This window comes from Curtobacterium pusillum (assembly GCF_013359865.1).
Taxonomy (GTDB): Bacteria; Actinomycetota; Actinomycetes; order Actinomycetales; family Microbacteriaceae; genus Curtobacterium; species Curtobacterium pusillum.
Map to the genome: position 1 here is coordinate 171545 of NZ_JABMCE010000085.1, position 13122 is coordinate 184666.

Sequence of the window (13122 nt, forward strand, 5' to 3'; positions counted from 1 at the left end):
GTGAGCGTCGAACTGAACACCGTCTACGTCGACCGGATCGCCCCGATCCCGAGTCCCTCGCTCGACGACACGTTCCGGATGCTCGAGGACCAGGGCGCCAGTGCGTGCATCGTCCTCCACCGGCCCGATGCCGAGGAACTCGGCGACGTCGCGGTCGCCCTCGGCCTGCACGAACTCGCGGTCGAGGACTCCGCCGAGGGTCACCAGCGCCCGAAGCTCGAGCGCTACGGTTCGACGCTCTTCGCGGTCCTCAAGCCCGCGCTGTACAACGACCGGCAGGAGGAAGTGGAGTTCGGCGAGGTCCACGCCTTCGTCGGCGAGGACTTCTTCCTCGCTGTCGTCCAGGCCGACCCGCGGGGCAAGCAGACCGTGCCACGGGCCCTGCAGCGGATGAGCGGCAAGCCGGGCCTCGTCACGGTGGGACCGCAGGCGCAGCTCTGGGCCCTGATGGACTCGATCGTCGACGGCTACGTACCGGTGATCGACGGCCTCGAGGAGGACATCAACCAGATCGAGGAGCAGCTCTTCGCGGGCGAGGCCGGTGTCTCCCGCCGCATCTACGAGCTGTTCGGCGAGGTCGTCGACTTCCAGCGGGCCGCCCGTCCGCTCATCCACATGATCGAGAACCTGCACCGTGGAGCCGAGAAGTACCACCTGCCGGTGGAGATGCAGCGCCGGTTCCGCGACGTCCTCGACCACGCGATCCGGACGGTGGAGCGGTTGGACACCTTCCGGCAACTGCTGCAGAACGCGCTGACGGTCGACTCGACGCTCGCCGCCCAGAAGCAGAACGACGACACGAAGCGCATCTCGGGCTGGGCGGCGATCCTGTTCGCACCGACGCTCGTCGCCGCGATCTACGGCATGAACTTCGCGCACATGCCCGAGTTGCAGTGGCCGTGGGGGTACCCGCTGGCGCTCGTGGCGATGGTGCTGTTCGCCGCCGTGCTGTGGGTGGTGTTCAAGGTCAAACGCTGGTTCTGACGCGTCGTCCTGCGCGCTGGGGGTGAGCCGATAGGCTTCCCGATATGCCGCACACCGGACACGCGACACGCGCGACCCCTGTCTGGGCACTCAAGCTCGCCGTCGTCACCGCGCTCGTCGGCGTCGCGGGTGGCATCGCCGGCGTCTCGGTCTGGCTCGCCCTGCAGCTCATCCAGTTCGTCGCGTTCGGGTACCCGTTCGGCGGTCACCTCGAGGCGGCCGACGCCCCGTCGGCGGGCAACCGCCTCGTCGCGCTCGTCGCGGCCGGGGTCCTGACCGGGTTCGCCTGGTGGGCGCTCCGTCGCTGGGCACGCCCGGTCGTGTCGGTACCCGCTGCCGTGGGCGGCAAGCGGATGCCCGTGTTCTCGACGGTCGCGAACGCCGGCGTGCAGATCCTCGCCGTGGGGCTCGGAGCCTCCATCGGCAAGGAGGTCGCGCCGCGCGAGATCGGCGCCTGGCTGTCCCAGCTCGTGACCGCTCGGGCCGGTCTCACCGGTCGTGAGACGAAGATCCTCGTCGCGTGCGGTGCCGCCGCGGGCCTCGCCGCCGTGTACGACGTCCCGCTGGGCGGTGCGCTGTTCGCGGTCGAGGTGCTGCTCGGCGAGCTGACCTTCGCCACCGCGCTGCCGGCGTTCGCGACGAGTGCCATCGCGGCGTTCGTGGCCCGGCTCGTCATCCCCGACGAGGTGCTGTACCACGTGCCGGCGATGCACCTCTCGCCGTCGCTGCTCGTCTGGGCCGTGATCGTCGGCCCCGTGCTGGGGTTCGCCGGTGTCGCGTTCGTCAAGCTCACGAACGGGCTGCAGGGCCTCGCGCCGAAGGGCTGGCACCTGCTGGTCGTGCTCCCGGTCGTGTTCGCGATGGTCGGGGTCATCGCGGTGCCGTTCCCGGAGATCCTCGGCAACGGGCGCGCCCTCGGCCTGGTGGCGATGAACGCGTCCCTCGACGCCGGGTCCGTCGCGGGGCTGTCGCCGATCGTGTTCCTCCTCGTCCTCGGTGTCATCCGGACGATCACGACCTCGGCCACCATCGGCGCCGGGGCCGTCGGCGGCACGCTCACCCCCTCCATCGCGATCGGGTCGGCCGTCGGCGGTGGACTCGGTGGGCTGTGGCTCCTGCTCTGGCCGACCGACGGTCCGAGCCTCACCGCCTTCGCGTTCATCGGTGCCGCCGCCTTCCTCGCCACGACGATGCGCGCTCCGTTCACCGCCCTCGTGCTCGTCGTCGAGTTCACCCAGCAGGGCACGGACATCCTCATCCCGTCGCTCCTGGCCGTCTCCGGATCGGTGGCCGTCGGCTACGTGCTCGCCCGTCGGCGCAGCGCACAGATGGTCTGAAACGCTCGTCACGAACCGGTGCGCGAGCCGGACACGCGGCCTAGCATCGGCTGCAGGACGGGGCATCGGGCTCCGCCCCGAGGTGAGGAGCTGCCGATGGCGGGGTTGGACGACATCACGAAGAAGGCGCAGGAGTTCCTGAAGGACGGCAAGGTCCAGGACGCCCTGAAGAGCGAGCAGGCGGAGGGCATCAGCGACAAGGTGCTCGACGGAGTCGTCGATGCGGTGAAGAAGGCGACGGGCGGCAAGTTCGACGACAAGATCGACGGTGCCCGCGACGCTGCGGACAAGCGGATCGGCAACCAGTAGTCGCACGACACGGACGACCCCGGGCCGTGTGGTCCGGGGTCGTTCGCCATCAGCGGGACCGGCCGACTGGACGCCGCGCCGTCCGCGGACCACCATTGTCTGGTGACTGTCGTGGCGCCGAACCAACCGCTCACCGAGTCCGAGGTCGAGGCGATCAAACGGGACTTCCCGATCCTCCAGCAGGAGGTGAACGGGTTCCCCCTCGCGTACCTCGACTCCGGTGCCACGGCCGAACGACCCCGCCAGGTCCTCAAGGCCGAACGCCGCTTCCTCGAGCACGACAACGCCGCCGTGCACCGCGGCGCCCACACCCTTGCGGCGCTCAGCACCGACGCGTACGAGGACGCCCGCACCACCGTCGCCGGCTTCATCGGCGCGGCGTCGGCGTCAGAGGTCGTGTGGACGTCGAACGCCACGGACGCCCTCAACCTCGTCGCGTACGGCATCGCGAACGCCAGCCGTGGTCGCGGGGGAGCGGACGCCGAGCGCTTCCGCATCGGGCCGGGTGACGAGGTCCTCGTCACCGAGGCCGAGCACCACGCGAACCTCGTCCCCTGGCAGGAGCTCGCCGCGCTGACCGGTGCGACGCTCCGCTGGGTCCCGGTCGCGGACGATGGCACCTGGACCGCCGAGGACGCCGTCGCCCTGATCTCCGAACGGACGAAGGTCGTCGCGTTCGCCCACGTCTCGAACGTCACCGGGATGGTCGCGCCGGTGTCGGCCGTCGTCGCAGCCGCGCACGCGCACGGCGCCCTCGTCGTGCTCGACGCCTGCCAGTCGGCACCCCACCGGCCGCTCGACGTGCAGGCGCTCGACGTCGACTTCGCCGTGTTCTCCGGGCACAAGATGCTCGGCCCGAACGGCATCGGTGTGCTCTGGGGACGGCACGAGCTCCTCGACGCGCTGCCACCGTTCCGCACCGGCGGCTCCATGATCACGACGGTGACGATGGAGCACACCGACTTCATGCCGGCGCCCGAGCGCTTCGAGGCCGGCACGCAGCCGGTGTCCCAGGCCGTGGCGCTCGCCGAGGCCGTCCGCTACCTCCAGGGCATCGGCATGGAGCGGGTCCGCGCGCACGAGGAGCACCTCGCACGACGGCTGCTGGACGGGCTCGCCGGGATCCCCGGCATCCGCGTGGTCGGACCACCGGCCGGGGTTCCCCGGTCGGGCCTCGTGTCGTTCGACGTCGACGGCGTCCACGCACACGACGTCTCGCAGTACCTCGACGCGCAGGGCATCGCGGTGCGCTCGGGTCACCACTGCGCCCAACCCCTGCACCGCCGGCTCGGCCTCGTCGCCACGAGCCGCGCGAGCACGTACGTGTACACGACCGACCAGGACGTCGACCGCTTCCTCAGCGCGGTGGGCGAGATCCGTGGCTACTTCGGCGCGGACGGGGTGGACGCGTGAACGCCCTCGACTCGCTCTACCAGCAGGTCATCCTCGACCATGCCAAGGCCCGGCACGGCGACGGCCCGCTCGAGGCCGCCGACGCCGAACACTTCGAACGGAACCCCACCTGCGGCGACGAGATCACCGTGCGGGTGCGGCTCGAACCAGGAACGGACCGCATCGCCGAACTGGCGTGGCAGGGCGACGGCTGCTCGATCTCGATGGCCTCGGCGTCCGTGCTCACCGACATGGCCGTCGGCCGCACCGTCCCCGAGCTCCTCGCGCTCACCGAGGCGTTCCGCACGATGATGCGCTCCCGCGGGACCGGCGAACCCGACGAGGACGTCCTCGAGGACCTCGTCGCGTTCCACGGCGTCTCGAAGTTCGTCATGCGCGTGAAGTGCGGCATGCTCGCCTGGGTCGCGGCCGAGGCCGCGGTGCGCGACGCGACCGCCTGAGGGGCCGCCGGTGGTGGCGGACCCGCGCCGCGCCTCCAGGCCGTCCGCGTCACACGACGCAACGTCCGAGACGGTCCCGGGGCACCGCACGTAGCCTCGCGCGGGTGACGACGAACAGCGCACCCCGGCAGATCCGCTTCAACGCGTTCGACATGAACTGCGTCGCGCACCAGTCCTCGGGGCTGTGGCGGCACCCGCGCGACCGGTCGCGGCACTACAACGACCTGTCGTACTGGACGGACCTCGCGAAGCTGCTGGAGCGTGGAGCCTTCGACGGGATCTTCATCGCCGACGTCCTCGGCACGTACGACGTCTACGGCGGGACGAACGAGGCGGCGCTCCGCACGGGGTCGCAGGTGCCGGTGAACGACCCGATCCTGCTCGTGTCCGCGATGGCGTCGGTGACGGAGCACCTCGGCTTCGGGATCACCGCGGGGACCGCGTACGAGCACCCGTACCCGTTCGCGCGCCGCATCTCGACGCTCGACCACCTCACCAAGGGCCGCATCGGCTGGAACGTCGTGACCGGCTACCTGCCGAGCGCCGCTCGGAACATGGGACAGAGCGACCAGCTCTCGCACGACGACCGGTACGACGTCGCGGACGAGTACCTCGAGGTGCTCTACAAGCTGTGGGAGGGCTCGTGGGAGGACGACGCCGTCGTCGAGGACCGCGAGTCCGGCGTCTTCACCGACCCGGCGAAGGTGCACCCGATCGAGCACCACGGCACGCACTTCGACGTCCCGGGCATCCACCTCTCCGAGCCGTCCGTGCAGCGCTCGCCCGTCATCTACCAGGCGGGCGCGTCGCCGCGCGGCATCCGCTTCGCGGCGGAGAACGCCGAGGCGGTGTTCGTCGGTGCGCCGACGGTCGAACAGCTCGCCACGACCGTCGCGAAGGTCCGCGATGCCCTGGAGGCTGCTGGTCGCGACCGGTACGCCGCTCGCGTCTACACGCTGCTCACCGTGATCACGGACGCGACGGACGAACTCGCGCAGGCGAAGTACGAGGACTACCTGTCCTACGCGTCCGAGCTCGGCGCGCTCGTCCTGAACTCCGGCTGGATGGGCGTCGACCTGTCGCAGTGGGACCTCGACGAGCCGCTCGGGGACGTCGAGTCGAACGCGATCCAGTCGGCCGCGGCGAACATCGCGGCGGCGACCGGTTCGGACGGCTCGAAGTGGACGATCCGCGACCTCGCCCGGCACACCGCGATCGGCGGGCTCGGTCCGGTGGCGGTCGGCAGCGGTGCGACGATCGCGGACCGGCTCGTGGAGATCCAGGAGCAGACCGACGTCGACGGGTTCAACCTCGCGTACGCGGTGACCCCCGGCACCTGGGAGGACGTCATCGAGTTCGTGGTGCCGGAGCTCCGCGCGCGGGGCGTCTACCCCGACGGTTACGAGCCCGGGTCGCTCCGTCACAAGCTGCACGGCCGCGGCGATCGGCTGCCGGACGAGCACCGCGGTGCCTCGTTCCGTGTCGGCCAGCGCTCCGTCGTAGGCTGAACGGATGATCGGATCGTCCTGGGTCGTGCGCGCCGCGACCGAGGACGAGGTCGCCGGCTGCACCGCCCTGTGGACGACCGCCGTCGCGACGCGTGACGGTGCTCCGGAGTCGGACGCCGTCCGGGACCGCGCACGGGCGAAGTTCGCGGCGCCGCGGGTGGCGCTCGTCGTGGCGTCGGACGACCGTGGGCTCGCCGGGTTCGGCCTCGTCACGGCGCCAGGCACCGGCCGGCCCGACGATCCGGACGACGCCGCGTACCTCTCACTCCTCGCCGTCGATCCGCGGGCGCAGGGTCACGGCCTCGGTCGGTCCCTGCTGCGGGCCGCCGTCGCCGGGGCCGGAGGCGCCGGACACCGCCGGTGCCTGCTGCACGCGCTCGAGGGCAACGCGCCCGCGCTCCGGCTCTACCGCAGCGCCGGTTTCCACCCCGTCGGGGCAGTGTTCCCGCATGCGCTGAGCGGCCGGCCCACCCGCGCCTGGGTCGCCGATGCAGGCACCTACGGCGCGGACGGTGAGCTCGTCGGGGCCTGACCGCCGTCGCGGAGCTCGGCCGCCAGGGACGCGTTCCGCGCGCGGATGAGGTGCGGCAGGTACCGCGCCAGCGCGACCCGCTCGGCGAGCAGGCCGAGCGGACCGAGCGGCGCGCGGAACTCGATCTCGTCCACCATCCGGGTGCCGCGAGCCGACGGCTCGAAGCGGTGCTCGTGCCGGAACCGGGCGAACGGCCCACGCACCTGTTCGTCGACGAACGCGTGGGGCGCCTCCAGAGCGGTGATCCGGCTCGTCATCCGCCAGACGACACCGAAGTGACGGGCTCGCCACGTGACGGTCTCGCCGAGCCCGATCGTGCCGGAGGTCGTGCCGGCGACCGCGCGCTCGGCGCTGGCGGCCATCGATCGTTCGTGCGCGTCGATGTCGAGCGACAGCGCGAAGGCGCGCTCGGGCGGGACGTCGAGCTCGGTGACGACCCGGAACGACACGGTCACGTCGTCGGCCAGACCGTCGGGTCGGAACGGTCGTCCTCGCGGAGTGCTGCGGCGATGAGCTGGTCGTGGCGTCGCCCGCGGTGGAGCACGCCGGCGCGGAGCCGGCCCTCGTAGCGGAGGCCGAGCCGCCGGGCGATCGCCGCCGACGGTGCGTTCGCCGCGATCGCGCGCCACTGCACACGGACGAGACCGAGTCCGTCGGGGAACGGCGCGAACGCCCACTCCAGCACGGCCGCTGCGGCCTCGGTCATGAGCCCCTGCCCGCGTCCGTCCGGGTGCATCGCGTACCCGATCTCGGCGGCACCGTCCACGAACCCGAACAGGCCGACGGTGCCGAGCAGCCGGGGATCGTCGGCCCGACGGACGCCGAACTCGTACCGGGAGCCCGCCGTCCAGCCCGCGCGCACGATCTCGGTGATCCAGTGGTGCGCCTCGGCACGGCCGTACGGCACCGGAACCGGGGTGTAGGCGATGACGTCCGGATCGTTCGCGTACGCCACGACGTCGTCCGCGTCGGCGGGTTCCGGCACCGAGAGCACGAGCCGGTCGGTGCGGAGCGTGACGGGGTCCATCCGCCGAGCCTAACGACGCCCGGGCCCGCGGTACCGTCGGGACATGACGTTCGACACGCTGCCGTTCCCGGTCATCGACGGACACAACGACCTGCCGTGGGAGCGACGCGACACGCACGGTTCCGGGGTGGACGGCATCGACTCCGAGGAGGGATCGCTGCACACCGACCTCCCGAAGCTCCGCGCGGGCGGCGTCGTCGGTCAGTTCTGGTCGGTGTTCGTCCCCGCCGACGACCCCGACCCCGTGCGGACGACGCTGCAGCAGATCGACGTCGCGCACCGGCTCATCGAGCGGTACCCGGAGTCGCTCGCGCTGGCCCGGACCGCGGCCGAGGTCCGAGCCGCCGTCGACTCCGGTCGGATCGCGTCGCTCCTCGGTGCGGAGGGCGGGCACTCGATCGGCGACGACCTGGCCGTCCTCCGTGACCTGGCCCGGCTCGGCGTCCGGTACATGACGCTCACGCACAACGACGACACCGCCTGGGCCGATTCCGCGACCGGTTCGCACCCGCACGGCGGGCTCACGGACCGCGGACGAGAGATCGTCGCCGAGATGGAGCGGATCGGCATGCTCGTCGACCTGTCGCACACCGCACCGGCGACGATGCGCGACACCCTCGACGTCGCCACGCAGCCCGTGGTGTTCAGCCACTCGTCGACGATCGCGGTGAACGACCACCCCCGCAACGTGCCGGACGACGTGCTCGCCCGGCTGGCGGACAACGGTGGCGTGGTGATGATCACCTTCGTGCCGAAGTTCGTGTCGGCGGCCTGGGCCGGGTGGGAGGACGCCGGGTCGGTCGGGGAGCCGCCGCTCGTGACGGTGTCCGACGTCGCGGACCACGTCGAGCACGCGCGCGAGGTGGCTGGTGCGTCCCACATCGGCCTCGGTGGGGACTACGACGGCACCCCGGTGCTGCCGCCGGACCTCCGGGACGTGTCGCGGTACCCGGTGCTCGCGGCGGAGCTCCGCCGCCGTGGATGGGGCCAGGAGGACATGCGGGCGCTGGCCGGCGGCAACGTGCTCCGGGTGCTCGAGGCGACCGACGGGCGCTTCGCGCGCACGGCGCACGTGCGCTGACGCGTCGGCGCTGCGGTGGTAGCGGCGGCGGTGGCGCGGCGGCGCTGTGGCGCGGCGGCGGTGGCGCGGTCGCTGTGGCGCGAAAGCGACAAGCCCGCGGCAAGCGGCACGGTCCTTTCGGCGAAAGCGACAGATTGCCGCGAGAGTCAGGCGGGAAGCTGTCGCTTTGGCGAGCGAGCCGGCCGGCGACGGACGGGAGGCGCGGCGCGCGTCCGTCGCGCCGCGCACGTCATCGGACAGGGACACGCTGGGTCGGATCGCTAGGATCGCAGCGCACGCCGTGCCTCCAGGGCGGAGGCACGCGACCTGACCCGAAGAGGACGGTACCGATGAGCGGCACGATCCACGACAACATCTCGCAGGCGTTCGGGAACACGCCGCTGGTCCGGCTGAACCGCCTCCCGAAGGAGGGCGGAGCCGAGATCCTGGCGAAGCTCGAGTTCTACAACCCGGGCGCGAGCGTGAAGGACCGCCTCGGCGTCGCGATCATCGACGCAGCCGAGGAGTCCGGCGAGCTGCAGGCCGGTGGCACCATCGTCGAGGGGTCCTCCGGCAACACGGGCATCGCGCTGGCGCTGGTCGGCGCCGCCCGCGGGTACCGGGTCGTCATCACGATGCCCGAGACGATGAGCGTCGAGCGTCGTGCGCTCATCCGCGCGTACGGGGCCGAGATCGTCCTCACGCCCGGTCCTGAGGGCATGAAGGGCGCGGTGTCGAAGGCCGAGCAGATCGTCGCGGAGACGCCGGGCGCGATCCTCGCCCACCAGTTCGAGACACCGGCGAACGCGGCGATCCACCGGAAGACCACGGCGGAGGAGATCCTCCGCGACACCGAGGGGCACGTCGACGTGTTCGTCGCCGGGGTCGGCACCGGTGGCACCATCACGGGCGTCGGCCAGGTCCTCAAGGAGCGCGTGCCCGGCGTGCAGATCGTCGCCGTCGAGCCGAAGGACTCGCCGCTGCTCACCGAGGGCAAGGCCGGTCCGCACAAGATCCAGGGCATCGGCGCGAACTTCATCCCGGAGGTCCTCGACCGGAGCGTCATCGACGAGGTGTTCGACGTCGAACTGGACGACGCGCTCCGCGTGGCCCGCGACCTCGGCACGCAGGAGGGGATCCTCGCCGGCATCTCGTCGGGCGCGATCGTCCACGCCGCGATCGAGATCGCCGCCCGCCCGGAGAACGTCGGCAAGCGCGTCGTCGCGGTCGTGTGCGACACCGGTGAGCGCTACCTGTCGACCGTGCTCTTCGAGGGACTCACTGCGTGAAGCCTCCTGTCCGACGAGGCGTGCTGCGGACCGTCCGGGAGGACCTCGCCGCAGCACGCCGCGGTGACCCCGCTTCCCGCGGCGACCTCGAGAACGCGCTCGTGTACTCGGGGTTGCACGCCATCTGGACCTACCGGCTGACCCACCGACTGTGGATCGCCGAGGGGCTGCCCGGCTCGCGGTTCGCGGCGCGCGTGATCGCGCAGATCGCCCGTTCGCTGACGGGCATCGAGATCCACCCCGGCGCGCGCATCGGCCGGCGGTTCTTCATCGACCACGGCATGGGCGTCGTCATCGGGGAGACGGCGGTGGTCGGCGACGACGTGGTGGTCTTCCACGGGGTGACCCTCGGTGGGCGCGGCGGCGAACACGGCCCCGGCGCTCGTCGGCACCCGGCGGTGGGCGACCGAGTGGTGCTCGGGGCGGGGTCGTCGCTCATCGGCGCGATCACGGTCGGGGCGGACTCCGTCGTGGGAGCGAACACCGTGGTGACGAAGGACGTCCCCGCGGGCTCGGTCGTCACGGGCGTGGCTGGCTCGGCGCGCCCCCGCTCCGGGCACGAGGGCGTGCCGACGCTCTGAGGGAGCGGGCGCGTCGACGCCCGCACCGCGTCAGCTCTTCTCGCAGGCGATCCCGTCGCCGTCCGCGTCCATCTTCTTGTTCGCCTTGTAGAGGGCGTCGTCCTTCTTCACGGTGCCCTTGAGCGCCCGGTAGGTGACCTTCCCCTTCGACGTGACGCGGTTCTTCGTGACGGACTTCTTGGCGATGCCGCCCGAGTACACCTTCTGCACGGCGGTGCAGTTCTTGTAGACGGTCGGGGCGGCCTGCGCGGTCGAGGCGCCGCCGACGACGACGGACGCGGCGAGCACGGTGGCGGCGGCGGTGATGCCGAGGGTTCGGGTGAGTCGCACGACCTGAGGGTACGTCGCTGCCGGGCGCCGGGTCCCACCCCAGAACGAGGCGCGTGGTCGGTGGTGTGGTGCATGCTCGAACCATGGACGGCGAGACGCTGCACGAGGTCGCGGCCCGGACCGCGATGGGCCTGCCCGCCGTGGCCGAGACACAGCCGTTCGGCGAGGGCGCGTTCGTCTACAAGGTCGTGGGGAAGATGTTCGTGATGACCTCGGAATTGCGGGGCGTGCCGATCGTGAACCTCAAGTGCGCCCCGCCGCACGGTGCCGCCCTCGTGCGCGACCACGACGAGATCACGCCGGGCTGGCACATGAACAAGCAGCACTGGATCACGCTGTCGCCCGGCGACGGCATCGACGAGACCCTGGTGGAGGACCTCGTCGGCAACGCGTACGACCTCGTCGTCGCGAAGCTGCCGCAGGCGAAGCGGCCGGTCGACCCGGCCCGCCGGGCGCAGTTCGACTGACACCCCGGCGGTCGGCGGAGGACGCGAGCGCGCCCACCGCCGTCGGGTCACGCCGGGTCGGATGCCCGCTGCTCGGACGGCAGCGACGGCCAGGCCTGCTCTCCGTACGGGGTCATCTGGAAGCTGATGAAGCGCCAGGCTCCGTTCGCTTCCCGGTGCAGCACCTGGGTCACGACGCCCTCGAGCGTCCGCTCACCGCCGCCCGGCGCCCGCATCCGGTTCGCGATCGGTCCCGTGATCACCGCGACGTCGTCGCCGACCACGCGCAGGTCGAGGTCGCCGCGGGTGATCTCGAGGTAGGGGCGACGGGTCGCGGTGTGCTCGAGCAGCTGCTGCTTGTCCTGGACGAGCCCGGGTGCGTGGATGTGCACGAGGGAGTCGTCGAAGAGCTCGTCGAGCGCGTCCAGGTCCACCGCGATGAGCGCCTCCTGGCGTCGTCGCTCGGCCGCGAGGAGTTCTTCGGCCACGGCCGGGCTCGCGGTCGTCACGCCCTGGACCACGGTGCCCCCGATGTCGTGGCGTCACTCGAACGGAACCCGGTGGCCTCGCCGGCCTCGAAGCCAGGGCGGGGCATGCCGACGAGCGCGTGGTACTTGCTGAAGATGGCGTCGGCCTCGGCGAGGGGGAGCACCTGCTCGATGTCCTCGAACGGCTTGCCCTCGGTGCGTTCGGCGACCATGCGGCGGATGACCTCGTAGGCCTCGCCGCGGTTCGCCATCACCAGTCGGTTGACCGGTCCGAGACGCTCGGCCTCGTACGCGCGGAGCGCCTCCGCCGGGTCGTCCGACTCCGTGAGCCGCTCGGCGACGATCCGGGCGTCGACGAACGCCTGGCACACGCCGTTGCCACCGCGCGGGTACATGGCGTGCGCGGCGTCGCCGAGCAGCACGACGCGGCCGTCCACCCAGGAGTCGAGCGGGTCGTGGTCGATGAGCGGGAACAGCAGCACCTCGTGCGCGTTCCGGAGCATCTCCTGGACGTCGAGGAACGGCAGCTTCGTGTGCTCGAAGAGCGGCAGGATCTCGTCGACGGTGCCGTGCTGGTTCCAGTCCTCGACGGATTCGTCGCGGGTCGCCTCGACGACCCAGTTCACCAGGGTCTCCCCGGTGCCCTCGAAGTCGTCGGCGATGGGGTAGACGATCATGCTCGCGATGCGGGGGTCGCCGATGTGCAGGATGGTGCCGCCGGTCTTGAACGGCTCCATGACGGTGGTGCCGCGCCACATCGTGATGCCCGAGTACTTCGGGTCGGCGCTCTCGGGGTGCATCTGCCGGCGGACGGTGGACTTGATGCCGTCGGCGGCGATCACGACGTCCGCGTGCACCTCGCTCGTGCTGCCGTCGCGGTGCTGCAGGTGCAGCGTCGCGCCGGTGTCGTCGGAGTCGTAGGAGACGGTGCGGGCGCCGAGCACGACGGAGTCGGACCCGAGCCGGTCGATGACGGCACGGTACAGCATCATCTGCAGGTACCCGCGGTGCACGAACCGCTGCGGGTAGAGGTACCCCATGTGCGTGCCGCAGAGCTCGGCGTAGATCTCCTGACCGAAGTGGTTGAAGAACAGCGACTCCTTCGCGTCGACGGAGATCGAGTCGAACTCTTCCCGCAGGTCGATGTCCTCGAGCTCCTGCACCCCGTACGGCTTGATGTCGACTCCGACGCCGAGTGGCCTGAGTTCCGGGACGGATTCGTAGATCCGTGGGGACAGCCCACGCTTGTGCAGCTGCAGTGCAGTGATGAGCCCTCCGGGGCCAGCACCGACGATGGCGATGTCCATCAATTCCACTCCTTCGTGAAGTACGTCCCCCTGGACCGTAGATGATTATAAAGATACAGTCAAATGGTTCT

16 protein-coding genes are annotated in these 13122 nt (G+C 71.3%); 11 read left to right on the plus strand and 5 right to left on the minus strand.

Annotation, left to right across the window (positions count from 1 at the left end; all coding sequences use genetic code 11):
* From HP507_RS15510 to HP507_RS15540, 7 genes are all read left to right on the plus strand, one after another.
* A complete protein-coding gene (locus tag HP507_RS15510) occupies window positions 1–984 on the plus strand; it encodes a magnesium and cobalt transport protein CorA (RefSeq protein WP_175352689.1) in 984 nt (327 codons plus the stop codon).
* Window positions 985–1028: 44 nt separating this feature from the next.
* On the plus strand, window positions 1029–2321 hold the full coding sequence (locus HP507_RS15515; protein ID WP_175352690.1) for a chloride channel protein: 1293 nt from the start codon (window positions 1029–1031) through the stop codon (window positions 2319–2321).
* Window positions 2322–2417: 96 nt separating this feature from the next.
* Window positions 2418–2630 carry an antitoxin gene (locus HP507_RS15520; RefSeq protein ID WP_175352691.1) on the plus strand — a complete coding sequence of 71 codons (213 nt, stop codon included), beginning with the start codon at window positions 2418–2420 and terminating at the stop codon, window positions 2628–2630.
* 111 nt (window positions 2631–2741) lie between these two features.
* The gene (locus HP507_RS15525; RefSeq protein WP_175352831.1) at window positions 2742–4043 is read left to right on the plus strand and encodes a SufS family cysteine desulfurase; all 1302 of its coding nucleotides are present in this window, start codon (window positions 2742–2744) and stop codon (window positions 4041–4043) included.
* A complete protein-coding gene (gene sufU / locus HP507_RS15530) occupies window positions 4040–4483 on the plus strand; it encodes a Fe-S cluster assembly sulfur transfer protein SufU (RefSeq protein WP_175352692.1) in 444 nt (147 codons plus the stop codon). Before HP507_RS15525 ends, sufU begins: the two co-directional genes overlap by 4 nt.
* 104 nt (window positions 4484–4587) lie before the next feature.
* A complete protein-coding gene (locus HP507_RS15535; protein WP_271207244.1) occupies window positions 4588–5991 on the plus strand; it encodes an LLM class flavin-dependent oxidoreductase in 1404 nt (467 codons plus the stop codon).
* Between the two features lie 4 nt (window positions 5992–5995).
* A complete protein-coding gene (locus tag HP507_RS15540; RefSeq protein WP_175352693.1) occupies window positions 5996–6523 on the plus strand; it encodes a GNAT family N-acetyltransferase in 528 nt (175 codons plus the stop codon).
* Here HP507_RS15540 and HP507_RS15545 read toward each other — a convergent pair.
* Window positions 6490–6978, minus strand: a complete 489-nt coding sequence (locus tag HP507_RS15545; RefSeq protein WP_175352694.1) for an SRPBCC family protein — start codon at window positions 6976–6978, stop codon at window positions 6490–6492. The two genes, HP507_RS15540 and HP507_RS15545, sit on opposite strands and share 34 nt — an antisense overlap.
* A complete protein-coding gene (locus tag HP507_RS15550; protein ID WP_175352695.1) occupies window positions 6975–7550 on the minus strand; it encodes a GNAT family N-acetyltransferase in 576 nt (191 codons plus the stop codon). The genes HP507_RS15545 and HP507_RS15550 overlap by 4 nt, the downstream gene beginning before the upstream one ends.
* A gap of 43 nt (window positions 7551–7593) precedes the next feature.
* On the opposite strand from HP507_RS15550, the gene HP507_RS15555 reads away from it, so the two are divergent.
* From HP507_RS15555 to epsC, 3 genes are all read left to right on the plus strand, one after another.
* Window positions 7594–8631 (plus strand): dipeptidase, encoded by a 1038-nt coding sequence (locus tag HP507_RS15555; RefSeq protein ID WP_175352696.1) that lies wholly within the window; start codon window positions 7594–7596, stop codon window positions 8629–8631.
* A gap of 329 nt (window positions 8632–8960) precedes the next feature.
* Window positions 8961–9899, plus strand: coding sequence for a cysteine synthase A (cysK, locus tag HP507_RS15560; RefSeq protein ID WP_175352697.1), 939 nt, complete (start codon window positions 8961–8963; stop codon window positions 9897–9899).
* Complete coding sequence (gene epsC / locus HP507_RS15565) at window positions 9896–10480, plus strand: serine O-acetyltransferase EpsC (RefSeq protein ID WP_271207242.1); 585 nt, start codon at window positions 9896–9898, stop codon at window positions 10478–10480. The genes cysK and epsC overlap by 4 nt, the downstream gene beginning before the upstream one ends.
* A 30-nt stretch (window positions 10481–10510) precedes the next feature.
* Here the strand turns inward: epsC and HP507_RS18465 are convergent, their stop codons facing one another.
* Window positions 10511–10810: an excalibur calcium-binding domain-containing protein gene (locus HP507_RS18465; RefSeq protein ID WP_217508848.1), complete on the minus strand. Its 300-nt coding sequence runs from the start codon at window positions 10808–10810 to the stop codon at window positions 10511–10513.
* An 83-nt stretch (window positions 10811–10893) separates the two neighbouring features.
* On the opposite strand from HP507_RS18465, the gene HP507_RS15575 reads away from it, so the two are divergent.
* Entirely contained in the window at window positions 10894–11277 is a 384-nt protein-coding gene (locus HP507_RS15575) for an MmcQ/YjbR family DNA-binding protein (RefSeq protein WP_175352698.1), read from the plus strand.
* Window positions 11278–11324: 47 nt separating this feature from the next.
* Here the strand turns inward: HP507_RS15575 and HP507_RS15580 are convergent, their stop codons facing one another.
* Together HP507_RS15580 and HP507_RS15585 are read right to left on the minus strand one after the other, a co-directional pair.
* Entirely contained in the window at window positions 11325–11765 is a 441-nt protein-coding gene (locus HP507_RS15580) for a nuclear transport factor 2 family protein (RefSeq protein WP_175352699.1), read from the minus strand.
* Window positions 11762–13051, minus strand: a complete 1290-nt coding sequence (locus HP507_RS15585; RefSeq protein WP_175352700.1) for an FAD-dependent monooxygenase — start codon at window positions 13049–13051, stop codon at window positions 11762–11764. The genes HP507_RS15580 and HP507_RS15585 overlap by 4 nt, the downstream gene beginning before the upstream one ends.
* Window positions 13052–13122: the final 71 nt, after the last annotated feature.